The sequence below is a fragment of the Ornithinimicrobium ciconiae genome, from assembly GCF_007197575.1.
Taxonomy (GTDB): domain Bacteria; phylum Actinomycetota; class Actinomycetes; order Actinomycetales; family Dermatophilaceae; genus Ornithinicoccus; species Ornithinicoccus ciconiae.
Genome location: NZ_CP041616.1, coordinates 16380 through 38941 on the forward strand (window position 1 = coordinate 16380; position 22562 = coordinate 38941).

Annotated in this window: 19 protein-coding genes and 1 pseudogene; 9 read left to right on the forward strand and 11 right to left on the reverse strand. The window is 70.2% G+C overall.

Going from position 1 to position 22562, the window contains the following annotated elements:
• Window positions 1-28 precede the first annotated feature (28 nt).
• The 5 genes from FNH13_RS00075 to FNH13_RS00095 all read right to left on the reverse strand — a co-directional run bounded on the left by FNH13_RS00075 (window position 29) and on the right by FNH13_RS00095 (window position 6838).
• Entirely contained in the window at window positions 29-1318 is a 1290-nt protein-coding gene (locus FNH13_RS00075) for an MFS transporter (protein ID WP_143781566.1), read from the reverse strand.
• Between the two features lie 106 nt (window positions 1319-1424).
• On the reverse strand, window positions 1425-1967 hold the full coding sequence (locus tag FNH13_RS00080) for a Uma2 family endonuclease (RefSeq protein ID WP_165699945.1): 543 nt from the start codon (window positions 1965-1967) through the stop codon (window positions 1425-1427).
• A 98-nt stretch (window positions 1968-2065) separates the two neighbouring features.
• Complete coding sequence (gene hutU / locus FNH13_RS00085; protein ID WP_143781568.1) at window positions 2066-3721, reverse strand: urocanate hydratase; 1656 nt, start codon at window positions 3719-3721, stop codon at window positions 2066-2068.
• A gap of 153 nt (window positions 3722-3874) precedes the next feature.
• Entirely contained in the window at window positions 3875-5491 is a 1617-nt protein-coding gene (gene hutH, locus FNH13_RS00090) for a histidine ammonia-lyase (protein WP_143781569.1), read from the reverse strand.
• Window positions 5492-5602: 111 nt separating this feature from the next.
• Window positions 5603-6838 (reverse strand): MFS transporter, encoded by a 1236-nt coding sequence (locus FNH13_RS00095; protein ID WP_143781570.1) that lies wholly within the window; start codon window positions 6836-6838, stop codon window positions 5603-5605.
• Window positions 6839-6947: 109 nt separating this feature from the next.
• On the opposite strand from FNH13_RS00095, the gene FNH13_RS18875 reads away from it, so the two are divergent.
• The 5 genes from FNH13_RS18875 (at window position 6948) to FNH13_RS00115 (ending at window position 11826) form a co-directional block, all read left to right on the forward strand.
• On the forward strand, window positions 6948-7109 hold the full coding sequence (locus FNH13_RS18875; RefSeq protein ID WP_165699946.1) for a hypothetical protein: 162 nt from the start codon (window positions 6948-6950) through the stop codon (window positions 7107-7109).
• Between the two features lie 880 nt (window positions 7110-7989).
• A complete protein-coding gene (locus FNH13_RS00100; protein WP_143781571.1) occupies window positions 7990-8769 on the forward strand; it encodes an IclR family transcriptional regulator in 780 nt (259 codons plus the stop codon).
• A 9-nt stretch (window positions 8770-8778) separates the two neighbouring features.
• Entirely contained in the window at window positions 8779-10179 is a 1401-nt protein-coding gene (locus FNH13_RS00105; protein ID WP_143781572.1) for a pyridoxal phosphate-dependent decarboxylase family protein, read from the forward strand.
• A 10-nt stretch (window positions 10180-10189) separates the two neighbouring features.
• A complete protein-coding gene (locus tag FNH13_RS00110) occupies window positions 10190-11179 on the forward strand; it encodes an NAD(P)H-quinone oxidoreductase (RefSeq protein WP_143781573.1) in 990 nt (329 codons plus the stop codon).
• The gene (locus tag FNH13_RS00115) at window positions 11179-11826 is read left to right on the forward strand and encodes a bacterial proteasome activator family protein (protein WP_143781574.1); all 648 of its coding nucleotides are present in this window, start codon (window positions 11179-11181) and stop codon (window positions 11824-11826) included. Before FNH13_RS00110 ends, FNH13_RS00115 begins: the two co-directional genes overlap by 1 nt.
• A 609-nt stretch (window positions 11827-12435) precedes the next feature.
• On the opposite strand, the gene FNH13_RS00120 is transcribed toward FNH13_RS00115, so the two are convergent.
• Genes FNH13_RS00120 through FNH13_RS00135 form a run of 4 tightly spaced genes read right to left on the reverse strand, consistent with a single transcriptional unit; the run spans window position 12436 to window position 16605 of the window.
• The gene (locus FNH13_RS00120; protein ID WP_202878834.1) at window positions 12436-13497 is read right to left on the reverse strand and encodes a hypothetical protein; all 1062 of its coding nucleotides are present in this window, start codon (window positions 13495-13497) and stop codon (window positions 12436-12438) included.
• Window positions 13494-14006, reverse strand: a complete 513-nt coding sequence (locus tag FNH13_RS00125; RefSeq protein ID WP_143781575.1) for an NUDIX hydrolase — start codon at window positions 14004-14006, stop codon at window positions 13494-13496. Before FNH13_RS00125 ends, FNH13_RS00120 begins: the two co-directional genes overlap by 4 nt.
• 34 nt (window positions 14007-14040) lie before the next feature.
• Window positions 14041-14877 (reverse strand): hypothetical protein, encoded by an 837-nt coding sequence (locus FNH13_RS00130; RefSeq protein ID WP_143781576.1) that lies wholly within the window; start codon window positions 14875-14877, stop codon window positions 14041-14043.
• Between the two features lie 54 nt (window positions 14878-14931).
• Window positions 14932-16605 (reverse strand): FAD-binding dehydrogenase, encoded by a 1674-nt coding sequence (locus FNH13_RS00135; protein WP_143781577.1) that lies wholly within the window; start codon window positions 16603-16605, stop codon window positions 14932-14934.
• A gap of 152 nt (window positions 16606-16757) precedes the next feature.
• Between FNH13_RS00135 and FNH13_RS00140 the strand changes: the two genes are divergently transcribed.
• The gene (locus FNH13_RS00140) at window positions 16758-18290 is read left to right on the forward strand and encodes a metallophosphoesterase family protein (RefSeq protein WP_165699947.1); all 1533 of its coding nucleotides are present in this window, start codon (window positions 16758-16760) and stop codon (window positions 18288-18290) included.
• Between the two features lie 168 nt (window positions 18291-18458).
• On the opposite strand, the pseudogene FNH13_RS00145 reads toward FNH13_RS00140, so the two are convergent.
• Both FNH13_RS00145 and thpR read right to left on the reverse strand, forming a co-directional pair.
• Window positions 18459-19285 (reverse strand): annotated as a pseudogene (locus FNH13_RS00145) (methyltransferase domain-containing protein).
• Entirely contained in the window at window positions 19286-19897 is a 612-nt protein-coding gene (thpR, locus tag FNH13_RS00150) for an RNA 2',3'-cyclic phosphodiesterase (protein ID WP_143781579.1), read from the reverse strand.
• Window positions 19898-19908: 11 nt separating this feature from the next.
• Between thpR and FNH13_RS00155 the strand changes: the two genes are divergently transcribed.
• The 3 genes from FNH13_RS00155 (at window position 19909) to FNH13_RS00165 (ending at window position 22545) form a co-directional block, all read left to right on the forward strand.
• Complete coding sequence (locus tag FNH13_RS00155) at window positions 19909-20823, forward strand: carbamate kinase (protein ID WP_143781580.1); 915 nt, start codon at window positions 19909-19911, stop codon at window positions 20821-20823.
• Between the two features lie 66 nt (window positions 20824-20889).
• Window positions 20890-21171 carry a YciI family protein gene (locus FNH13_RS00160; RefSeq protein WP_143781581.1) on the forward strand — a complete coding sequence of 94 codons (282 nt, stop codon included), beginning with the start codon at window positions 20890-20892 and terminating at the stop codon, window positions 21169-21171.
• 39 nt (window positions 21172-21210) lie between these two features.
• Window positions 21211-22545, forward strand: coding sequence for an alpha-hydroxy-acid oxidizing protein (locus FNH13_RS00165; RefSeq protein ID WP_143781582.1), 1335 nt, complete (start codon window positions 21211-21213; stop codon window positions 22543-22545).
• Window positions 22546-22562 lie beyond the last annotated feature (17 nt).

Here is a 22562-nt window from a genome sequence, read left to right on the forward strand (position 1 = left end):
GTGATGTCAAATCGGTCGCCGCGCGAGGTCAGCCCTTGCTGACGTCGGGCAGGGTGCGGCTGACCACCACACCGGCCAGGCCGAGTATGCCGAGGAAGACCAGCGCGACCTCCTCACCCAGGAGCGCCAGGCCTCCCGACATGGCGCCGGCCACGAGGAGCATCACGCCCATCGCGGTGTTGGAGACGGCGACATACTCGGTGCGCTGGTCCCCCTCGGCCATGTCGACGACGTAGGTCTTGCGGGCCACGCGGACCCCGGTGTGGATCAGGGCAAGCAGCAGATAGGTCACCGGATAGATCCACCAGGAGTCCCGCACGGCCGGCATCAGCATCAGGAGGAGGAAGGCCGCGATCAGCGCGGAGGCTGCGGCCGCGCCCCAGGTCATCAGGTTCTTGGAGGACCGGTCGGCCAGACGCCCGAAGATCCGACCGCCGATCAGGCTGGCCAGGCCCTGAGCGATAACGAACGGCCCGAGCCCGGAGAGTCCACCGCCACCAGCCTGCGCCGCGATGGCCACCACAAACGGCGGGGCCAGCGCGGAGACCAGCAGCAGTCCGCGGGCGAGCACGAACCGGCGGAAGACCGCGTCGTCGCGAAACAGTCGGACCGACTGGCCGGCCCAACCCTCCGTCTCCTCAGCGGTGGCCGGCTCCAGGTCAGGCTCGCGGATGCCGGCGAACACGATGAGGGCCAGGACCCACAGCCCCGCGGCGACCGCGAGGAAGATGGCGAGCACGATCGGGTTCGAGCTGTCCCCGCCCAGCAGCCGAATGCCGAGACCAAGGGTGACCGCCACCGCACCGGAGAGGACGGTCGACAGGCCGTTGATCTGGCCGCGCTCACCCTTGGGCACGGTACGGCCCAGGACGTCCTTGCCGGCCAACGAGCACAACGCCCGCGACAACGAGAAGAGTGTCAGGGCGAGCAGCACTACGACGCCGGCCGCCACGCCTTCCAGCGCGGCGGCGGCAAACGCCATCGTGCCCGCACCCAGGGCCTGGCCGGCGGCACCGAGCACCCACAGATAGCGCCGGCGGCGGGTGCGCTCCACCCACGGTGCCAGGGCCGCCTGCGGCAGCATCGACCCGGACTCACGGATCGGCACGAGCAGGGCGATCAGGCCGGAGGGCACGCCCAGCGCGGTGAACAGCCACGGCAGCACCGTCTTGGCGTTGACCACCTGGTCACCGGTGGCCTGCAGCGCGTTCGCGACGAGCTGGCGGGTGCCGTTGTAGGCCGTCGCCTGCTGGTCCTCACGTGACTGGTCGTCGCGCTCGGCACGGACCAGTCGTTGATAGACGGCGGTGAGGCTCATCCGCACATCCTGCACCGCGCAGGCTCTCACGGGCACGCTAGCCCTCACTGACCGGTCGGCTGCCTCACAGCCGAGGAGCTCACCCTCCCGGACAACGCAACAGGGATTAGCGCGCCAGGTCACCAGGCCGGAAGTTCACCGGGAAGGGCTGCTCGGTCTCGAACAGGTCGTCCCCGGCCACGATCTGACCCGACTCGTAGGTCCCGTCCACCAGTCGGAACGCCCTGATGGCCGGGTGCAGCGGATCCACGACCCAGTAGTGCTCGACCCCGAACCGTCCCAGCACCTCAGGCTTACGGACGAGGTCGGTGCCGCGGCTCGACGGCGACAGGATCTCCACCGCGAGGACCGGGGCATCCGTCACCTCTGATCCCTCGACCAGAGAACGGGGCACGACCATGAGATCTGGTTGCACGACCGTGCGTTCCCCTGCTCGCAGGTCGAGCGGAGCCGCAAGCACTCGAAGATGCGATGGGACAGCGGATCGCAACACGGCAAAGAGTTCGCCACTCACCACCTGATGGGCCACGCCAGGACTCGGCGACACGATCAGCTCACCCTCGATGAGCTGGACGGTCATGTCGTCCCGCTGCTCCCGATAGGCATAGAGGTCCTCGACCGTGTAGATCCCCACCTCGCTGATGCTCATAGTCTCCATGGTGCCCCTCCCGATTCATGCCGTCCACCGTGACACGGAACGGCACACCGCCTCGGGAGTTGTCCACACGCTCTCCTGGCTGGGCCGGCTCACTCCTCGCGCATCGGCACCCGCACGCCACGCTCGGCGGCGACCTCGTCGGCCCGGTCATAGCCGGCGTCGACGTGGCGGATCACGCCCATGCCGGGGTCGTTGGTCAGCACGCGCTGCAGCTTCTGAGCGGCCAGCTCGGTCCCGTCGGCCAGCGACACCTGACCGGCGTGCATCGAGCGACCGATGCCCACCCCACCACCGTGGTGCAGCGACACCCATGACGCACCTGAAGACGTGTTGATCAGAGCGTTGAGCAACGGCCAGTCGGCGATGGCGTCCGAGCCGTCCGCCATACTCTCCGTCTCGCGGTAAGGACTGGCGACCGACCCCGCGTCGAGGTGGTCGCGACCGATCACGATCGGCGCCTCCACCTCGCCGCGGGCGACCATGTCGTTGAACTTCAGCCCGGCCTTGTCGCGCTCGCCATATCCCAGCCAGCAGATCCGTGCCGGCAGTCCCTCGAAGGCGACCTTCTCGCGGGCGCCGCGCAGCCACTTCTGCAGGTGGTCGTTGTCCGGGAACAGGTCCATCACGGCCTTGTCCGTGGCATAGATGTCCTTCTCCTCCCCCGACAGCGCGGCCCAGCGGAACGGGCCCTTGCCCTCACAGAACAACGGACGGATGTATGCCGGGACGAACCCTGGGAAGTCGAAGGCCCGGTCGAAGCCGCCCTTGCGGGCCTCGTCTCGGATGCTGTTGCCGTAGTCGAAGACCTCGGCACCGGCGTCCATAAAGCCGACCATCGCCTCGACGTGCTTGGCCATCGAGGCCTGCGCACGGTCGGTGAACTCCTCAGGCTTCTTCTCGGCATACTCGGCCCAGTCCTCGAGTCCGACGCCCTCGGGCAGGTAGGACAGCGGGTCGTGCGCCGAGGTCTGGTCGGTCACGATGTCGATCGCGACGCCGCGGCGCAGCAGCTCGGGGAAGACCTCGGCCGCGTTGCCGACGACACCGATCGAGACCGCCTCGCGAGCTTGCTTCGCTGCTAGAGCCCGCTCGACACCGGCGTCCAGGGAGTCGGCGACCTCGTCGAGGTAGTGGCTCTTGACCCGTCGGCGCAGCCGCGCCTCGTCGACGTCCACGATGAGGCAGACGCCACCGTTGAGGGTGACGGCCAGCGGCTGCGCCCCGCCCATGCCGCCGCACCCGCCGGTCAGGGTCAGCGTGCCGGCCAGGGTGTCGTTGAACTTCTTGGCCGCGATCGCCGCGAAGGTCTCATAGGTCCCCTGCAGGATCCCCTGCGTGCCGATGTAGATCCAGGAGCCGGCGGTCATCTGGCCATACATGGTCAGCCCGAGGTGTTCGAGGCGCCGGAACTCCGGCCAGTTCGCCCAGTCCGGCACCAGGTTGGAGTTGGCGATCAGCACCCGCGGGGCCCACTCGTGGGTCTGGAAGACCCCGACGGGCCGACCGGACTGGACCAGCATGGTCTCGTCCTCGCGCAGCGTGGTCAGCGTGCGGACCATCGCGTCGAAGCTCTTCCAGTCACGCGCGGCGCGGCCGGTGCCGCCATAGACGACCAGGTCGTCGGGGCGCTCGGCGACCTCGGGGTCGAGGTTGTTCATCAGCATCCGCAGGGGGGCCTCGGTGGCCCAGCTGCGGGCGGTCAGGGTGGTGCCGCGTGCTGCGCGGACAGGTCGGGCGCCTTCCATGATGCTCTCCTGTGAGTATGTCGTCGGGCGGGTTGTCGGGATCGGTCCGGTGGTGCTGATCGGGTGTGCGAGACCGCTGCAAAAAATGCGGGTGCGGCGTGCAAAACCTCTCTCAAAATGCGGGTCGGGCGTGCGAAACCTTTATATTTTTGGTCAGTTCAGAGGGCCGGTGACCGACTCGGCCGCGCGCCGGACGGCGCCGTCAGCGACCAGGTCGACCACGGTCTCGATCTCGGGGGCCAGGAAGCGGTCCGGGCCGGGGCCGGGGACCGGGTCATAGCCGGTGCCCTCGATCCCCTCGTCCTCGCCCGGCACGTGGCCGGTGCGCAGCAGCTGCACGACAGCCGCCGTCGCTGGGGCCGGGGTCAGCGGCGCGCGCAGGTCGAGGGCCCGGGCGGCGGTGAGCACCTCGACGGCGATCACCCGGGTCAGCCCGTCGACGGCCCGGCGCAGCTTTCGGGCACCGGACCAGCCCATCGACACGTGGTCCTCCTGCATGGCCGAGCTGGGGATCGAGTCGACGCTGGCCGGGTTGGCCAGCCGCTTGAGCTCGGAGACGATCGCGGCCTGGGTGTATTGCGCGATCATGTGCCCGGAGTCCACGCCCGGGTCGTCGGCCAGGAACGGGTTAAGCCCGTTGTTGCGGGCCACGTCGAGGAAGCGGTCGGTCCGCCGCTCGGAGATGCTGGCCACGTCGGCGGCGACGATGGCCAGGAAGTCCAGCACGTAGGCGACCGGCGCCCCGTGGAAGTTGCCGTTGGACTCCACCCGCCCGTCCAGGGTCACCACCGGGTTGTCGACGGCCGCCGCGAGCTCGTGGCCGGCGACGGTGGCGCAGTGGGCCATCGTGTCGCGGGCGGCGCCGTGCACCTGGGGGCTGCACCGCAGGGAGTAGGCGTCCTGCACGCGGGTGCAGGCGTCAGGGTCGCGGTGGCTGTCGCGGATCGCGCTGTCCGTCATCATCCTGCGCAGGTTCTCGGCCGACAGGGCCTGCCCAGGGTGGGGACGCAACGCCTGCAGGTCGGCGGCGAAGACGTCATCGGTGCCGAGCTGGCCCTCCACGCTCATCGCGGCCGCGATGTCGGCGGTGGTCAACAGGGTGTCGAGGTCGGCGAGCGCGAGCACGAGCTGACCGAGCATCCCGTCGGTGCCGTTGATCAGCGCCAGCCCCTCCTTCTCGGCGAGCTGGACCGGCTCGATCCAGGCGGCAGCCAGGGTCTCGCCGGCGTCACGCACGTCACCGGCGGAGTCCCGGACCAGCCCCTCCCCCATGACCGCGAGCGCACAGTGCGCCAGCGGCGCCAGGTCACCGGAGCAGCCGAGCGAGCCGAACTCGTGCACGACCGGCGTGATGCCTGCATTGAGCAGCGCGGCATAGGCCTGCGCGGTCTCGACGCGGACACCGGTGCGCCCCGTGGCCAGCGTCGACAGCCGCAGCAGCATCGTGGCGCGGACCACCTCACGCTCGACCTCGGGGCCGGAGCCGGCGGCGTGGCTGCGGACCAGGCTGCGCTGCAGCTGGGCCCGCATCTCGGCGGGGATGTGCTTGGTCGCCAGCGCGCCGAAGCCGGTCGAGATGCCGTAGTGCGGGACCGGGTCCTCGGCCAGTGCCTCGATCACGGCGCGACTGGCGGCGATGCCGTCCACCACCTCCGGCGAGAGCTCCACGCGGGCCCCGTGCCGCGCGACGGCGACGACCTCCTGCGGAGAGAGGGCTCCGGGCTGGATGGTGACGGTCGACGGCGCGTCAGGCGTAGCGATGCGGCTCATGTCTGCCATTCCACCGCTTCGCGTGCCCCGCCGCACCTCGCCACACACCGATGCTGTCCCACTAGTGAGACAGAGACCGACCTCCGTCAGGCTCTCCGACCGCCGGCCGAGCTAGCTGGCGCCGTCTGGCGGTTCCGCACCGCGGAAGACCCACGGGATCACCGCGGCGCAGCCGGCGAAGAGCGCCCCGCTGACCAGGAACGTGATCTCCAGGCTCCACACCGAGGCGATCACCCCACCCAGGAGCGCACCGACGGTGAGCCCGACCATCGCCAGCAGCCGGGCCGAGGCGTTAACCCGCCCGCGCAGGCGGTCCGGCACCAGCCGTTGTCGCAGCGTCGCCACACAGATGCCCCACACGACCGCATGCAGGATGTATGCCGCGAGCAACAGTCCGGCCGACCACGGCGAGGTCGTCAGCCACAGGCCCACCATGGTGGCGCTGCCCAGGAGCAGCGCCCCGAGGATCGTGGGCCCATAGCCCACCCGCTCGCGCACCGGTGCCGCCGTGAACGAGCCCACCAGACCGCCGAGCGCCGACGCCGCCAGGAGCACGCCATACCCCGTGGCGCCCAGCCCCAGGACCTCACGTGCCCACAGCACCAGTACCGAGAACGGCACCATGTAGGCCAGGTTCGCCACCGCGCCCACGGCCGTAAGACCCCCGAGCAGTCGGTGTCGGCGCAACCACCGCGCTCCCTCGACGGCCTCCGCCACGAGCGAACCCTGCTGTCCCGCAGTGGCATCCCCTTCAGCGGGCTCCTCACCGCCCAACCTCACTCCACCCGACCTCGGCAGCGCGAGGAAGAACGCGGCGGCGCCGAGGTGCAGCCCGCCCATCGCATAGACCGGCAGCGCCATCGTGACCGCAAACAGCAGCCCGCCCAGCGGCGGGCCGACGAACTCGTCGGCGATCAGCTGCGCCGCCGAGATCCGTCCGTTGGCACGGTCCAGCTGGGCGTCCGGCACCAGCGATGGCAGGACCGACAGAGCGGCGTTGTCGGCTGCCGACTCGAGAACCCCGAGGGCGACGTAGACGGCATACAGCGCTGTGATCGACTCCACGCCCACCGAGAGCGCCGCAGCGAACCCGACCAGCAGCACGCCGCGCAGCAGGTTGGTGGACCACAGGATCACGCGACGGTCCCACCGGTCCACCAGGACGCCGACCGGCACCACGGTCAGCAGCCGCACGGCCGAGTAGGCCGCCGGCAGCCCCGCCACCAGAAGCGGATCCGTCGTGAGGGCGACCGCGAGCAGCGGGATCACCACGAAGGCCAGACCGTCGCTGAGGTTGCCGAGCGCGTTGCCCGCCCACAACCGCGCGAAACCACGCCCCAGAGCCATGGCGGTCACGCTACGCGGCGCGCGGAATGCGCCTGACCCACGTGCCCGGTTGGTGGGGTGCCCTGAGCACGGAAGACGTGAGGCAGACTGGTTGGGAGGAAGGTGGCAGATGACAGTCGATCCAGAAGAGCCGTGGGAGCTGCGTGGCACGCGGGGACCGCAGGCCCGCAAGAGCCCCCGCACCCGCACCGGGACGTCCACCCCCGCCCGGGTGGTCCTTGCCCTGCTCCTGGTGGCGGCCCTCGTCATCCCGCTCATCGGTCGGTGGTGACGCTGATCGGTCGGCGGTGATTGGTCCGTGTGACGGATCGGTCGGCGGTGATCGGTCCACGGTGACACCGGGCGCAGACAGGTGAAGGGCCCTTCGGCAGTATGAGTGCCAAAGGGCCCTTCGGGGTGACAGGTCCAAGGGTGACGTTCCTGTCGATCCAATCGGCGACCGTGACCCCACCGGCACCGTCACCAGTGCTGGCGCGACGAGCGAACCCGTCGTGTGGATCACCTTTTCCGGTGGATCCCGCCGCCCCTTGCGGAGTGGCGTAGGACATTTCTACGTCACCTCCACCAGGAAGGCAAGGGGTATCGGGAAACTTTTTCAAAGAATTCGTGAGTCCACAAGTTTACACACAGATATCGGGCTTTGTCCACCGATTTAGAGCCATGGTCCACCGCTTATCCACAGGCATTGTGGATAAGCGGGACGTTCGGACATCCACACAGATGAAGGGCCCTTCGGCAGTATGAGTGCCGAAGGGCCCTTCGGGTGACGGGACAAGGGTGACGCTCCCGTCGACAGGCCGGTCTCTGTGTTCCCACCAGCGGTGTCACCTCAGCTGGCGCGAGGGGCGGGCCCCTCGGATGGATCCAGTGTTCCGGTCCGTCCGCCCTCCCTTGCGGGATGGCGTGAACACATTTTTAGCCGCCCGACGCGCGAAACGCAAGAGATGCACCGAAATTGACTCAAGATTTCTTGGAAGGGGCCAGTTTCTGCACAGATTCGCGACGTTATCCACCGTGTTACCGCACAGCATCCACAGCCTATCCACAGGCACCGGTGTCGCCCGGGCGAGCACCACGGTCCGGCACGTGTCGCGTCTGTGTGCGCCACGGCATACTGACGCCGTGACCCGACCCCCGACACCACGCTGACCGTGTCGTCCGCACCCTCTGTCGGACACGCCCTGGCCGTGCTCAAGCTCCTCGCCCGGCATGCTGGCCCCCTCCCGGCCGCCTCGATCGCGCGCGAGCTCGGTCTGGCCCGCTCCACGACCTACCGGCTGCTGGACGCGATGGCAGCCCAGGGGTTCGTCGTGCACCTGCCCGAGGAGCGGCGCTACGGCCTCGGGGTCGCGGCCTTCGAGCTCGGGTCGGCCTACTCCCGGCAGGAGCCCATGCAGCGGCTGGCCCGGCCGTTGCTGACCCGGCTGGCAGACCGCACCGGGCACAACGCCCACCTCGTGGTGCTGCACGGTCGCGACGTGCTCTACGTCATCGAGGAGCGGGTGGTCGGCCGCCCCTCCCTGGTCACCGACGTCGGCGTCCGCCTGCCGGCGACCCTGACCGCCAGCGGGCTGGCGATTCTGGCAGCACTGCCACCGGCACAGGTCCGTGCCCTCTTTCCCTCCGCGGACGCTTTTGTCCAGCGGCACGGGAGTGGCCCCACCTCGCTGAGCAGGCTGCGGCGGCTGCTCGTCGACGTCCGCGCCCAGGGTTTCGCCGCCGAGACGGACTCAGTCACCTCCGGCCTGGCCTCGGTCGCCTCAGCCGCGCTGGACCACAACGGTCACCCGGTGGCCGGGATCGCGGTGACCTTTCCCGTGGACGAGGTGGACGCCTCCGCGCGCGCGGCGCTGGTCGATGCGACCCGGTGGTGTGCGGACGAGCTCACCCGGCGGCTGGGCGGCAGCCCCGTCGCACCCCGCCAGCCGTAGCATCACGTCATGACTGACCTCACTGCCCTGTTCACGACAGCCGCTCAGGAGGCCGCCCGGTTCCGCACCGCGCTAGAGACCCGTCCCGTGCAGGCACCGGCGGACCAGGCGGATTCGCTGCGCCGGCTCGACGTGACCCTGCCGCACGCCCCGCGGGACCCGGCCGAGGTGGTCGAGCAGCTCATCGACGCCGCGAACCCCGGCCTGATGTCCACTCCCGGACCGCGCTACTTCGGCTTCGTCATCGGCGGGGCGCTGCCCGCGGCCTCCGCGGCGGACATGCTGGCCGTCGGGTGGGACCAGTGCGCGTTCAACGGGAGCCTGTCCCCGGCTGCCGCTGCGGCCGAGCAGGCCGCGGGCGGCTGGCTCAAGGAGCTGCTCGGTATGCCGTCCGGCGCCGGGGTCGGGTTCGTCACCGGAGCGCAGGGAGCCAACACCGTTGGGCTGGCCTCGGCCCGGCACCACCTGCTGCGGGAGGCCGGGTGGGACCAGGAGGCCAAGGGCCTCTGGGGCGCGCCCCGGATGCGGATCATCGCCGGGATGGAGCGGCACGCCACCATCGACCGGTCGCTGCGACTGCTGGGCCTGGGCACCGACTCCCTCGAGGAGGTCGGCGTCGACGGCCAAGGCGCGATGGACGTCGCCGACCTGGCCCGGGTGCTGCGCAGCGCCCCCGCGGACCGGGACCATCCCACCGTCGTCTGCCTGCAGGCCGGCAACGTCAACACCGGCGCTGTGGACCCGTTGCGGGCGGCGACCGAGCTCGCCCACGAGCACGCGGCTTGGGTGCACGTCGACGGCGCCTTCGGCCTCTGGGCTGGCGCCAGTCCCTCCCTGCGGCACCTGATCGACGGCGTCGAGCTGGCGGACTCCTGGGGGTGCGACGGCCACAAGTGGCTCAACATCCCCTACGACTCCGGCTTCGCCTTCTGCTCCCGCCCCGAGGTGCAGACCGCCGCGATGTCCTACACCGCGTCATATCTCACCAGGTCCGGCGCTGCTCCCGGGGCGGCGGACTTCACGGCCGAGTCGTCGCGGCGGGCTCGGGGGTTCGCCGTGTGGGCGGGTCTGCAAGAGCTCGGGCGTCAGGGTGTGGCCGACCTGGTGGACACCTGTTGCCGCCACGCCCAGCGCTTCGCGGACCGGCTCGAGGCTGCCGGGCTGGACATCGTCAACGACGTCGTGCTCAACCAGGTGCTGGTCGGCTTCGGCGGGTCCGGAGCCGAGGCGGATGCCACGACCGACGCGGTGATCGCCCGGGTCCAGCAGGACGGCACCTGCTGGATGGGTGGGACGACCTGGCGCGGCCGGCGGCTGATGCGGATCGCGGTCTCCAACCACCTCACGACCACCGCCGACGTGGACGCCTCGGTGGCTGCCGTCCTGCGGGCCGTCGGCGATGCCGCCTAGAGTCGGGGGCATGCGCGCGATCACGATCCCGGAGCCGGGTGAGACCGACGCTCTCGTCCCGGCCGACGTCGAGGCCCCGGTGGCAAAGCCGGGCGAGGTGCTCATCGATGTGGTGGCGGCCGGGGTGAACCGTGCCGACATCATGCAGCGCAAGGGCTTCTATCCACAGCCCGAGGGCGAGTCCGCACTGCCGGGACTGGAGGTCAGCGGCCGCGTCGCGGCCCTGGGCGAGGGTGTGGAGACCTGGCGCGTCGGCGACGAGGTCTGCGCCCTGCTCTCCGGAGGGGGGTACGCCGAGCAGGTCACCGTCCCCGCCGGTCAGGTGCTGCCGGTGCCCCAGGGCGTGGACCTCCGGGACGCCGCCGCCCTGCCGGAGGTGACCAGCACCGTGTGGAGCAACGTCTTCCTCACCGCCAACCTGCAGCCGGGCCAGGTCATCCTGGTCCATGGCGGGTCCAGCGGCATCGGCACGATGGCGATCCAGCTGGCCCGCGAGGTCGGTGCCCGCGTGGCCGTGACGGCCGGCTCCGCCGCCAAGCTCGAGGCCTGTGCCGGCTTCGGGGTCGACATCCTCATCAACTACCGCGAGCAGGACTTCGTGGAGGAGCTGAAGGACGCGACCGACGGAGCCGGTGCCGACGTCATCCTCGACGTGGTGGGCGCACAGTATCTGGCCCGCAATGTGGAGGCGCTGGCTGTCGGTGGACGTCTGGTCGTCATCGGTCTGCAGGGAGGCCGCAAGGCCGAGCTCAATCTGGGCACGCTGCTCAGTAAGCGCGCGGCGGTCATCGCCACCACGCTCCGGGCTCGCCCGGCGGACGAGAAGGCAACGATCGTCGCTGCCGTGCGCGAGCACGTGTGGCCGTTGGTGGAGCAGGGGCGGGTGCAGCCGGTGATCCACCAGCGCTTCCCGCTCGAGCAGGCGGCCGAGGCGCACCGAGTCATGGAGGACAGCAGCCACATCGGCAAGCTGCTCCTCGACGTGGAGAGGACCAACTGATGAACGAGCAGTCACACACAGTCGACCCGGGACGACCCGCAGACGCTGCCGAGCAGGAGCAGTCACGGGAGCCGGCCGACCAGGAGCGGCCCGCCGAGGGTCAGCGCGTGGTCGTGGTGACCCAGGACGGCATGGGCGTCGCCGAGCCACCGCAGGGCGATGACGAGGAGCGGGGGGCACGGCGCAATCCGGCAGACCTTGTCGAGCAGCCTGCCAAGGTGATGCGTCTGGGGACGATGATCAAGCAACTGCTTGAGGAGGTGAAGTCGGCGCCTCTGGATGATGCGGGGCGCTCTCGACTCGCCGAGATCCACCGCCGCTCGCTCAGCGAGCTGGAGCAGGGACTGGCACCGGAACTGGTCGAGGAGCTGGAGCGCATCACCCTGCCACTGGCCGACGACTCCCCGAGCGAGGCGGAGCTGCGGATCGCGCAGGCCCAGTTGGTGGGGTGGCTTGAGGGGCTGTTCCACGGCATACAGACCGCCATCGTCGCTCAGCAGATGGCGGCCCAGCAGCAACTCCAGCACATGCGTCTGGCGCTGCCCGGCGGCCAGACCCCAGGCGGCCCGGGTCAGGGGGCCGGCCAGCCGATCGGTCCGTCCGGGACCGACGAGGGTGAGCCCACTGGCACCGGGCAGTACCTCTGAGACATAGACCCTTGACGGCGCTGGCAGCCGGTGTCAGGATCCCTGCCATGAACGGGCGACCGGGTCTCGTGATCACTGCCGCACTGATCTTGGCCAACGGGCTTGCGGCGTTCATGGCGCACCCTTGAAACGCATGACATTCACACCACTGAGAATGCAATGACTAGGCTCTCGATGGCACTTTTCGGGTGCCTCTTCTGTGTGGCAGCGTGCCAAGCAAGCTCTCCGGACAATGCCGAGGCACCCGCCGAAAGCGGACTACGGTGCGAGCACAGCATCTTCGATGTCGAGGCGGAGTCCGGGCTCGAAAGTGTCGCCGACGACCCTGGTGACCCCTTCGCGACCAGTCCACAGGATGCCATCACCTCCTTCGTCACAGAGCATGCTCTGGTCATGCCAGCAGGCACTGACGTCGAGGTGACAGACCGCGTCTGGCGCCGCCAGACAAGTTCCGGCAGCGTAGTGGCGCGCTTCGATCTTGAGCAGCTGCCTGACGGTGGGTGGAGAATGCTTCGGCTGCAGGCGTGCAGCCCGGGGTAGGGGCACCCGGGTGAACCCACCGGCACCGGGCAGTACCTCTGAGGCGACGACCACCGGGTCTGAGGACGGCTACTCCCAGAGGATGTACTCCGGCTGCGGGTCGAGGGCGAGCACCTCGGCACCGGTCATCAGCGGCCCCATCACCGCATCCTCCTCATAGAAGAGCTTGAAGCCGGCGACCACAAAGTCAGGCTTGGTCTCGTTGACCAGGTCGTAGGTCTTGACCTTGTCCGTCGGTGACCCGATGCCGTCCACCGACTTGATCATGACCACGCCCTCGTGAGGACGCATGTCCAGTTCGTCGCGGACCACGCCGGGGTGCACCTGGTGATAGACCATCACCTTCTCGGGGAGTTCGTGCTCGGCCACCAGTCCGGCGAGATATTCAGCGACCTCGTCCAGCTCGGCACCGCTGGTGCGGCCATAGACCTCACCCGGAATCTGCCCCTCGCCAACGGCCCACTCAGGGTCCAGAGCGACGCCGACGTCCGGCTCGACCAGCCACTTCTCGTAGTGCTTGACCTCATCGATGAAGTCCGCCCGCCCCGGCTGGATGTTGAGCAGCAGGATGCCCTCGTGTCGACGGGCGGCATCGAGGTGGTCCTGGATGACCGGCTCGGGGATGTAGGTGCGGAACATCCCGTCCGGTCCGGGAACCGGGTGCACGACGGTCGCGATGAGCTCAAGCACCGGCAGCAGCTCACGGTCCCCGACCCAGTCTGAGGAGATCTCCTCGATCTCCTCGACGCGCTCGTCGAGGTCACCGATCCCCAACCGCCCCATGCCAGGGGAGCCGGGCAGGCCCGAGTAACCAAACAGGCGGTAGTCCGGAAAGATCTCCGTGCCACCGCGTGGCAGTTCGAGAGCCTGCGGAGCCTCGGTCGTGGTCTCGGCGTCGCCGCCGGGACCAGACCCTGCCGTCCCGCTGCTGCCGTCACCACCGGCCGGCCCTCCACCCGTCGCGGTGCTGGCGTCGGTCACTGCCGGGGGCTCGCTGTTCGGTGAGCCGTCCGAGCATCCCGCGAGCAGCACCGCGACGGCGCTGGCCGCGACCGCGAGACCTCGCGCGGCCTCGCGCGCTCGTGGCCGGCCTACGGGTCGGCAGGGCGAGCCTGCCCGACGGTTCGTCATGGTGCCTCCTGCGTGAGGGTCCCGGTCGCGGGCGGCTCACCCGCACGACGCACCAGGTCCAGAATCCTTCGGGTGTCGAGGTCTGTCTCGGCCAGCTCCGCCAAGCGCCACCAGGTGGCCTTCCGAGCCTCTGTGGCGAGGGCGATGTCGGGACGGTCGGTGACGGCCACCCGATAGATGACGTCGATCTGCTGAGTCGCCGCGTGCACCCCGAAAGCGAGTGGCTGCCCGGGGTCGATGGTGAGCCCGACCTCCTCGAGCACCTCGCGTCGCACGGCGTCCGCAGGATCCTCCCCCCACCCCAGGAGTCCGCCGGGTAGCGTCCAGCCGCGGCGGTGCGGTTGCCACAGGAAGAGGACCTCGTCACCGTGCTGGATCAGGCACACCGCACCGACGGTGTAGCTCGGCGTGCCCGCCCGCACCAGCGTGCGCTTCAGCGGCCCAGGCATCTTGCGGAAGGCCACGAGGGCTGCGGTGGCGGCCTTGCGGCGCACCACTGACAGGTCCATCAGGCCTCCCGGATGGGCGTGGAGAGCAGGCTCATCAGGCGTCCCGGAGGGAGGCGATGAGAGCAACTGAGTAGGGCGACCCGAAGTAGTCGCGCACCAACACCCCCAGCTCGAGGTCGTGCCAGACCTGAGGCGTGATCGCTCCCTCGGACAGGCTGCAGGTCACCCGCCACGTCTCATACCGGACGCTGCGGCCGTCCACCTCGGTCTCGGTGCTGGTCATCGGCAGTCCGTCACCCGCCGTCACCAGCAGGTCGACCTCGGAGTCGTCCAGCGTGGTCGGCGCCGCGGTCACCGTGGCGTCGTCCGGGGTCCTGGTGGCCGCTGCGAGATCGCCGGGCTGCCCGTCCTCGCCGAACGGGCACGCCAGGGGCTCGGAGGTTGAGCGCCACCCCTCCTGCTGGCGCACGGAGTAGGCCGCGCCGGCATGACCGGGCAACCAGTCCGGCCCGGCCGCGATGAGCACGCCTGCACACCCGTCGATCGCCGGCAGTTCCTCCGGCGGGACCAGGCACCACTGCTGCGGCGGCTGGGCCTGCGGGTCGGGCGCCGCCGTGCGCTCGGCGAGGCGCAGCTCCTGCACGGTCCAGGTGTCGGGCAGGTCGAACGCGATGCGGCCGCCGCCGGGGACATCGAGGACCGTGTCCACCAGGGTCGCTGTGGCGGGGGCAGCGTCGACCCCGGCCGTGGGCTCAGGGGCCTCGGTGACCTCCTGGGTGACCACCGTCGGGCGGCCCTCCTGGTCGGTCGTGGTGACCTCGACAGTCTCTGACCCACCTCCGGAGCACCCGGCACACAGCAGTGCCGCGGCCACGACCCCCAACCCCAACCGGCGCATGGACTCATGCAACCACACCAGCCAGGTCGGCACCCTCGAGACCACCACCCAGGGCGGGCACGGCGCAGGGCTGGGCTGGCTGGGGGGCTAGCCCAGGTCGGCGTGGACGGTCCGTCCTGCGGCTCGCCCGCTGAACAGGCACCCGCCCAGGAAAGTGCCCTCCAACGACCGGTAGCCGTGCACGCCACCGCCGCCGAATCCGGCGACCTCGCCCGCGGCATACAGCCCCGGCACGGGTGCACCGTCGATGCCCAGCGCCCGCGACCCCAGGTCGGTCTGCACCCCACCCAGGGTCTTGCGGGTCAGGATCCGCAGCCGCACCGCGTGCAACGGCCCCTTCTCGATGTCGAGGAACCGGTGCAGGGAAGCAGTGCGGATCAGCTTGTCGCCGCGATAACGCCGGGCCGCGCGGATCAGCGCGATCTGGGCGTCCTTGCCGAAGTCGTTCTCCAGCTCGGCATCCCGTGCCTCGATCATCGCCCGGACCCGGCTGGCCACCAGCAGCTGGTCTCCGGTCAGCCCATTCATCTCCTCCACCAGCTCCTCGACCGAGAAACCGGTGACGAAGTCGACACCGTCATCGATGAAGCGCTGCACCGGCCCGGGAGCACCGGGTCGCACCCGACCCAGCACCTGCGCCACGCTCTTGCCCGTCAGGTCCGGGTTCTGCTCCGAGCCGGAGAGCGCAAACTCCTTCTCGATCACCGCCTGGGTGAGGATGAACCACGAGTAGTCGTGCCCGGTCTGCCGCAGGTGAGCCAGGGTGCCGAGCGTGTCGAAACCGGGATACAGCGGCGCGGGCAGCCGGTTGCCCTCCGCGTCCAACCACAGCGACGAGGGCCCCGGCAGGATGCGGATGCCGTGCCGCTCCCAGACCGGTGAGTGGTTCTCAATCCCCTCCACGTAGTGCCACATCCGGTCCCGGTTGACCAGCCGCGCACCGGCCCCCTCGACCAGGGGCAGCATCGAGCCGTCGACGTATGCCGGCACGCCCGCCACCATGTTCTCCTCCGCCGGGGGTGTGCCCAGTCGGGACGGCCAGTACTCGCGGACCAGGTCGAGGTTGTGCCCGATGCCGCCGGAGGTGACCACCACGGCCTGCGCCGAGTGCTCGAAGTGGTCAACCACGCTGCGGGTGCTGCGCGCCCCACGCTGCGCACCGTCGGTGGCCAGCACCTCGCCGCGCACCCCGGTGACGGTGCCGTCGGTGGTGACCAGCTCGGTCACCCGGTGCCGGCCGGCCAGGGTGAGACGACCCTCGGAGGCGGCCTGTCGGCATACGGCCTCGAAGGGGGCGACGATGCCCGGCCCGGTGCCCCAGGTGATGTGGAAGCGGGGCACCCCGTTGCCGTGCCCGTCGGCGGTGCCGTCCCCGCGCTCGGCCCACCCGACCACGGGGAAGAAGCGGACGCCCTGCTCGTGCAACCAGGCCCGCTTCTCCCCCGCGGCCCACTCGACATAGGCCTGCGCCCAGCGCACCGCCCAGCTGTCCTCGTCCTCGAGCCGGTCGAACCCGGCGGTGCCGCGCCAGTCCCGCCAGGCCAGCTCAAAACTGTCCTTGATGCCCATCCGGCGCTGCTCCGGACTGCCCACCAGGAAGAGACCTCCGAAGGACCACCAGGCCTGTCCCCCCAGGTGCTCGGTCGACTCCTGGTCGACCAGGATCACCGAGCGGCCCGCCTGGACCAGCTCCGCGGTCGCCACCAACCCGGCCAGCCCGGCCCCCACCACGATCACATCGGCGTCCTGCTGAGCAACCATCGACCTCTCACTCCTCCGTCGTCACGCAATCCTCATCCTTGGCCCCTAAGATTCCAGACGCGATGACTGAAGCGCCAGATGCGACGCCTGAAACGGGGCCCGTGCCACGCAGCGACGCCCCACCTCACCCGTGGCGCGGTCGACTGCGGGCTGTGCTGACCGTGCTGATCCTGGCTCTCGTCGGCTATCTGGGCGGCATGATCACCACAAACCTGTGGCCGATCAGCACCGAGACGGACAACTTCCGCGCCACCGTGCGAGTTACTCCCTCGCTCCTGCAGACGTCCGTGGTGCACGCCCCGACGGTCTTCGGTGACATCGACATGCACTTTGCCGGCGCGCTGCCGGCCCCAGGCATCGAGGCCCGGCTGCAGGTCAAGGAGGAGATCACTGACCTGTTCACCCAGGGACGGGTGGATGTAGCCGAGCTGACCCCCGAGGACGGTGAGGTCCGTGCGGCGATGGAGAGCGGCCTGCGGGAGCTGGGCCTGAAGTTTGTCGGCGGGGTGCTGCTCACCCAGGCTGCGGTCGTCGGGTTGTATCTGACCGGCCGCTCGCGGCCGCCCTGGCGCCACCCCGTCATCGCGATCGGCACCGCGACCGCGCTGGCCGTCACGGTGCCCTCCCTCGCTGCGGTGACGACCTATCGCACCGCTAATTTCGCGGCCTACGAGGCGACCAGCCTGCTGGGCACCGTGCGGTCCAACAGCGGGCTGTTCACCGACATCCAGGGTCAGGCGCAAAAAGCCACGCCCTATGTGCAGAATCTGCTGGCCCTGTCCGACGCGCTGCAGCAGGAGTTCGTCCCCGCCGAGACCGCCGCGCAACCGGGTGCCCGGTTCCTGCTGATCTCGGACATGCACGGGATGAACTACTACCCGCTGATCCAGCAGATCGTGCAGGACGAGCAGATCACCGCCGTCATCGACACCGGCGACCTGGTCAACTTCGGTCGCCCCCAGGAGGGTGAACTCGCCGGGATCTACACCGCCATCGAGGACTTGGGCGTGCCCTATGTCTTTGTCCGCGGCAACCACGACGCGCTCTATCGCACCGACGAGGCGGTGCTGCGGCGCCTCGACCAGATTCCCAACGTGATCCTGCTCGAGCCCACCGACGGGGAGTTTGTCGAGGCCACGATCGATGGGGTGCGGATTACCGGCTACAACGACTGGCGCTACTTCGCTCAGGTCGGGGTCGATTTCAAGGCGGAGCAGGAGGTGGCGGCCGAGCGGTTCGCCACCGCGACGCAGGGGTGGCCGCTGCCGGACATCCTGGCCTCCCACCAGCCCTTCGGGCTGGACCAGCTGGAGACGGGGGCTGTGACGGTCAACGGTCACATGCACAGTCCGGCACTCAACGACAACCACATCCAGATGGGCACCTTCTCCGGGGGCGGGCTGGTCAACCACTTCCAGGTCCCGCAGACCCAGGAGGGCGACGACACCGCCGGTGAGCTGGTCGGCCAACCCTACGCCTTCGACATCCTGTCCTTCGGCACGGACTGCTCCGTGCAGTCGCTGACCCGCTACACCTACCGCAACCTGGTGTCCGGGCGTCCGCAGTTTGACAATGTCACCATCATCAACGGCAACCGGGTGGCCGCCCCCGCCGAGGAGGGGCGCACCTGTGGCCCCGAGCTGGGCGTCGAGACGACACCGATCACACCGACCCCTGCAGAGTGAGAGTCGCTGCGCACCAGTGGCCGCCACCCACCGCCGCTTGTCTTGGAGCCGGAAAGCGATCTTGCAGCCGGTTGCAGCCAGCTGTAAGAGACGAAAGCGGCTCTAAGACGGGTCGTGCCAAGCCTTCGACCCTGTGCTCTGACTGGTCTTGGCTCTCTGTCCCTCTGGTCAGGCTGGTCCGGGCTGAGGGGCGGATCCCGGCCGGGCCAGCAGTTCTCCGTGGAGAATCGCAAACCACGCGTCGGGAGCATCGGCCCAGCGGCGCCAGCCCTGCGCCAGCCGCTCCCGGTCCGCGCTGCTCACCCCGTGCTCGGCGCTCTGCGCGGCGAAGACCGCCCCGAGGACCCGGTCGGCCTGGCTGTGTCCCCACCAGTGGCAAGTCTGCGCGTCGGCGTAGTTCCACACGCTGGCGGTGAAGCGGACGTCGGTCAGACCTGCGGACTGGGCCCACGACCGCATCCGGCGCCCGGCGTCAGGCTCCGCCCCGTTGGCCCGGCCATCGCCCGATAAAGGCCGCGCCACTCCTCCAGCTCGGGGAGCTGCGGGTGCCAGGCCATGGCCGCGTAGTCGGCGTCGCGGGCCGCGACCCACCCGTCCGGCCGGCAGACCCGGGCCATCTCGGTGAGGGCCCGCACCGGGTCGGTGAGGTGCTGGAGCACCTGGTGGGCGTGCACGACGTCAAAGCTGTCGGCGTCGAAGGGCAGGTCCACGACCGACCCCACCTGGAACTCGGTGTGCCGGTCCCCGCGCTGGTCCGCTGTCTGGCGGGCGGCGGTCAGTGGCTCCTCCACCGCGTCGAGACCCACCACGGTTCCCGGAGAGACGTGCTCGGCCAGGTCAAGGGTGATGGTGCCGGGGCCGCACCCGACGTCGAGCACGCTCAGCCCGGCGGTGAGCACGGGCAGTAGGTAGTGCGCCGAGTTCTCAGCGGTGCGTTGCGCGTGGGAGGCCAGCACCGCCGCCTCGTGTCCGTGGGTGTAGCGCGTGGCGTCCATCTAGGCCCCCAGGGGGAGGGTGTGCCGGATCTCGTAACGCACCGAGCGCCCTGGCCCGCCGAGGTGGGACTGCACGAGGGCGACCTCCTCGACGAGGAACTCCGGGGACTCGTAGGCGTCCAGAGCCTGCACCCAGCGACCGGCGGGAACCCGCCGCGGGGAGCGCGCCACGGTGATGTGGGGCGTGAACCGCTGCCCGTCCACGTCCGCCCCGGCATGACTCGACAGGTCGCGCAGGGCACGTGACCAGGCACTCAGGTCACGACCGGCGTCCTCCGGCGTCACGCCGATCCAGATGACCTTCGCCCCGCCCGGGTCAGGGAAGGCGCCAGACCGGCCCCACGACATACGCACGGGGTGTTGCCGGGCCGCCCACTCCTTAGCCGCGGTGACCAGCTCCTCCTCACGGTGCTCCGGCAGCTCGCCCAGGAAGGCGAGGGTCAGGTGCAGGTGGTGGGTGCGGGTCCAGCGCCAGGTCCGCTCGGTGTCGGCGTCGCGGCGGGGCTCCAGATAGGCGGCGAGATCCTCCAGTACCTCGGGGGGTGGCAGCACCGCAAAGAAGGCTCGCATCCGCTCATCGTGCCACCGACGAGTGAGGGAGGCACTCGACATACGCTCTCCTCATGCGGATCGTGGTGGCGCTGGGTGGCAACGCCCTCCTGCAGCGCGGACAGGTGCCCGACGCCGAGGCCCAGGTGGAGAACATCCGGCGGGCCGTGCGGCAGCTGGCGCCACTCACCGACGATCACGAGGTCGTGATCACCCACGGCAACGGGCCCCAGGTGGGGGTGCTGGCGATGGAGTCGGCGGCCGACCCCCGCCTGACCAAGGCCTATCCGTTCGACGCGCTCGGGGCGATGACCCAGGGGTTGATCGGCTACTGGATCCTGCAGGCGATGGGCAACGAACGGCCCTACCGGCAGTTTGCCTCGATCATCAACCAGACCCTGGTGGACGCGCACGACCCGGGCTTCGCCGACCCCACGAAGTTCGTCGGCGAGGTCTATGAGGAGCAGCAGGCCCACGAGTTGGCGCAACGGCACGGCTGGCAGGTCAAGGCGGACGGTGAGCACTGGCGCCGAGTGGTGGCCTCACCCCGGCCTCGGGAGATCATCGAGACCAAGCTGATCGACCACCTGCTCGAGGAGTCGATCATCGTGGTGTGTGCCGGCGGCGGCGGGGTGCCTGTCGTGCGGACCGAGACCGGTGACCTGCGCGGCGTCGAGGCCGTCATCGACAAGGACCTGTCGGCGGCCCTCATCGCCCGGCGGTTGCGTGCCGACCGGCTGCTCGTGCTGACCGACGTCGAGAACGTGCAGGTCGACTTCGGCACCGGGCACGCCCGCCCGATCAAGCGCACCACGCCGGCTGAGCTGCGGCGGCTGGAGTTCCCGGCCGGGTCGATGGGGCCCAAGGTGGACGCCGCGTGCCAGTTCGTGGAGGCCGGCGGGCCAGGTGTTGCCGCGGCGATCGGCAGTCTGGAGGAGACCGCCGACCTGGTCCACGGTGTGCGCGGCACCTATGTGACGTCCAACTGACCTGACGCGGAGGCCGACAGGTCTGGACAGCGCACGCGATGGTGACCGGGCGGCATACTGGCCTGCATGAGCCTGTATGCCGTGCGCTACCGCTACTCCGACGACACCGCTGGGCGCGATGAGCACCGCCCCGCCCACCGGGAGTTCCTCGGCGGACTGGCCGAGGAGGGTGTGGTCGTCGCCTCTGGTCCGCTGGTCGACGGAGATCCCGAGGCGCTGATCCTCGTCGAGGGTGAGTCGATCGAGGCGGTGCGCGACCTGCTGAGCCAGGACCCGTTCGCTCAGCAGGGCATGCTCGACGCGGTCGAGATCCGGGAATGGGACGTCGTCATCGGCAGCGTCGGCTGACCGTCGCGCGGGATGGGTGCTCCCCGCTAGCGTGACGTCATGAACGCCGAATCCGCCAGCGTGCCAGGGCTTTCCCCGGGACGGGGCCGCACCCGACAGAACGCGATCTATCGCCCCGGCACCCTGGGCGTGGCACCGACCGTGCCCACCAGCACCGAGGAGCTGGAGCGGCGCGCACGCAAGGTGCTGGACACCAAGGCCTGGGCCTACATCGCCGGGGGCGCGGGCGATGGGGCCACGGTGCGGGCCAACCGCGAGGCCTTCGACCGGTGGCGCATCGTGCCGCGCGTCCTGCACGGGACGACCGAGCGGGACCTGACGACCCGAGTGCTGGACACCGACCTGGCTGCCCCGCTCCTGCTGGCCCCGATCGGTGCCGCGGGCCTGGTCCGCCCCGACGCGGACCTGCTGATCGCCGAGGGCGCCCACGCCAGCGGCATCCCCTATGTCCTCTCCTGCCAGGGGTCGTCCCCGATGGAGGACACGGCCCGTGCGATGGCCGGCACCCCCTTCTGGTTCCAGCTCTACTGGTCCAGCGACGAGGAGCTGGTCGACTCCCTGATCGAACGGGCCACGACGGCCGGGGCCGAGGCGTTGGTCGTCACGCTCGACACCACGATGCTGGGGTGGCGCACCCAGGACCTCGACCTCGGGTCGTTGCCGTTCGCGCGCGGCCAGGGCATCGCGCAGTACACCTCCGACCCACGCTTCATGGCCCTGGTCCGGGAGCGACTGGCCGCCGGCGCGCGGAGCGCGACCGACCTGGGGCTGGACCCGCGCCATCCGCTGGCGACGGCGCGGGCCGTGCGCGGCGGCGTCGGCTCCCTGCTGTCGATGTCACGCGAGCACCCCGGGGACGTCAGGGACAACCTGCGCTCACCGGAGCCGCGGGCCGCGGTGGAGACCTTCCTCGACATCTATTCCAACCCGGGCCTGTCGTGGGAGCACCTCGCGACGCTGCGAGACCGGACCACCTTGCCGGTCGTCCTCAAGGGCGTGCTCCACCCTGACGACGCCCGGCGCGCGTTCGACTCCGGCGTCGACGCGGTCGTGGTCTCCAACCACGGCGGTCGGCAGGTCGACCGGTCAGTGGCTGCCCTCGACGCCCTGGTCTCGGTGCGTGAGGCGCTCGGCCCCGAGCCCACGGTCCTGATGGACAGCGGCATCCGCAGCGGCGCGGACGTGTTCGTCGCGCTGGCCCTCGGCGCGGACGCCTGCCTGCTCGGCCGCCCGCACGTCTATGGTCTGGCGCTGGACGGCGCTGCCGGCGTCAGTGCCGTGATCGACAACGTGCTCGCCGAGCTGGACCTGACGATGGGCCTGGTCGGCGCCGCCTCGATCGTCGACATCACCGCGGACCTGCTGGCGACGTGACCCTGCCGGCGCCCCGG

Coding starts and splice junctions, on each gene's coding strand:
- FNH13_RS00075 (WP_143781566.1), bottom strand. CDS start 1,318: ATGAGCCTCACCGCCGTCTATCAACGACTGGTCCGTGCCGAGCGCGAC.
- FNH13_RS00080 (WP_165699945.1), bottom strand. CDS start 1,967: ATGAGCATCAGCGAGGTGGGGATCTACACGGTCGAGGACCTCTATGCC.
- hutU (WP_143781568.1), bottom strand. CDS start 3,721: ATGGAAGGCGCCCGACCTGTCCGCGCAGCACGCGGCACCACCCTGACC.
- hutH (WP_143781569.1), bottom strand. CDS start 5,491: ATGAGCCGCATCGCTACGCCTGACGCGCCGTCGACCGTCACCATCCAG.
- FNH13_RS00095 (WP_143781570.1), bottom strand. CDS start 6,838: ATGGCTCTGGGGCGTGGTTTCGCGCGGTTGTGGGCGGGCAACGCGCTC.
- FNH13_RS18875 (WP_165699946.1), top strand. CDS start 6,948: ATGACAGTCGATCCAGAAGAGCCGTGGGAGCTGCGTGGCACGCGGGGA.
- FNH13_RS00105 (WP_143781572.1), top strand. CDS start 8,779: ATGACTGACCTCACTGCCCTGTTCACGACAGCCGCTCAGGAGGCCGCC.
- FNH13_RS00110 (WP_143781573.1), top strand. CDS start 10,190: ATGCGCGCGATCACGATCCCGGAGCCGGGTGAGACCGACGCTCTCGTC.
- FNH13_RS00115 (WP_143781574.1), top strand. CDS start 11,179: ATGAACGAGCAGTCACACACAGTCGACCCGGGACGACCCGCAGACGCT.
- FNH13_RS00120 (WP_202878834.1), bottom strand. CDS start 13,497: ATGACGAACCGTCGGGCAGGCTCGCCCTGCCGACCCGTAGGCCGGCCA.
- FNH13_RS00125 (WP_143781575.1), bottom strand. CDS start 14,006: ATGGACCTGTCAGTGGTGCGCCGCAAGGCCGCCACCGCAGCCCTCGTG.
- FNH13_RS00135 (WP_143781577.1), bottom strand. CDS start 16,605: ATGGTTGCTCAGCAGGACGCCGATGTGATCGTGGTGGGGGCCGGGCTG.
- thpR (WP_143781579.1), bottom strand. CDS start 19,897: ATGTCGAGTGCCTCCCTCACTCGTCGGTGGCACGATGAGCGGATGCGA.
- FNH13_RS00155 (WP_143781580.1), top strand. CDS start 19,909: ATGCGGATCGTGGTGGCGCTGGGTGGCAACGCCCTCCTGCAGCGCGGA.
- FNH13_RS00160 (WP_143781581.1), top strand. CDS start 20,890: ATGAGCCTGTATGCCGTGCGCTACCGCTACTCCGACGACACCGCTGGG.
- FNH13_RS00165 (WP_143781582.1), top strand. CDS start 21,211: ATGAACGCCGAATCCGCCAGCGTGCCAGGGCTTTCCCCGGGACGGGGC.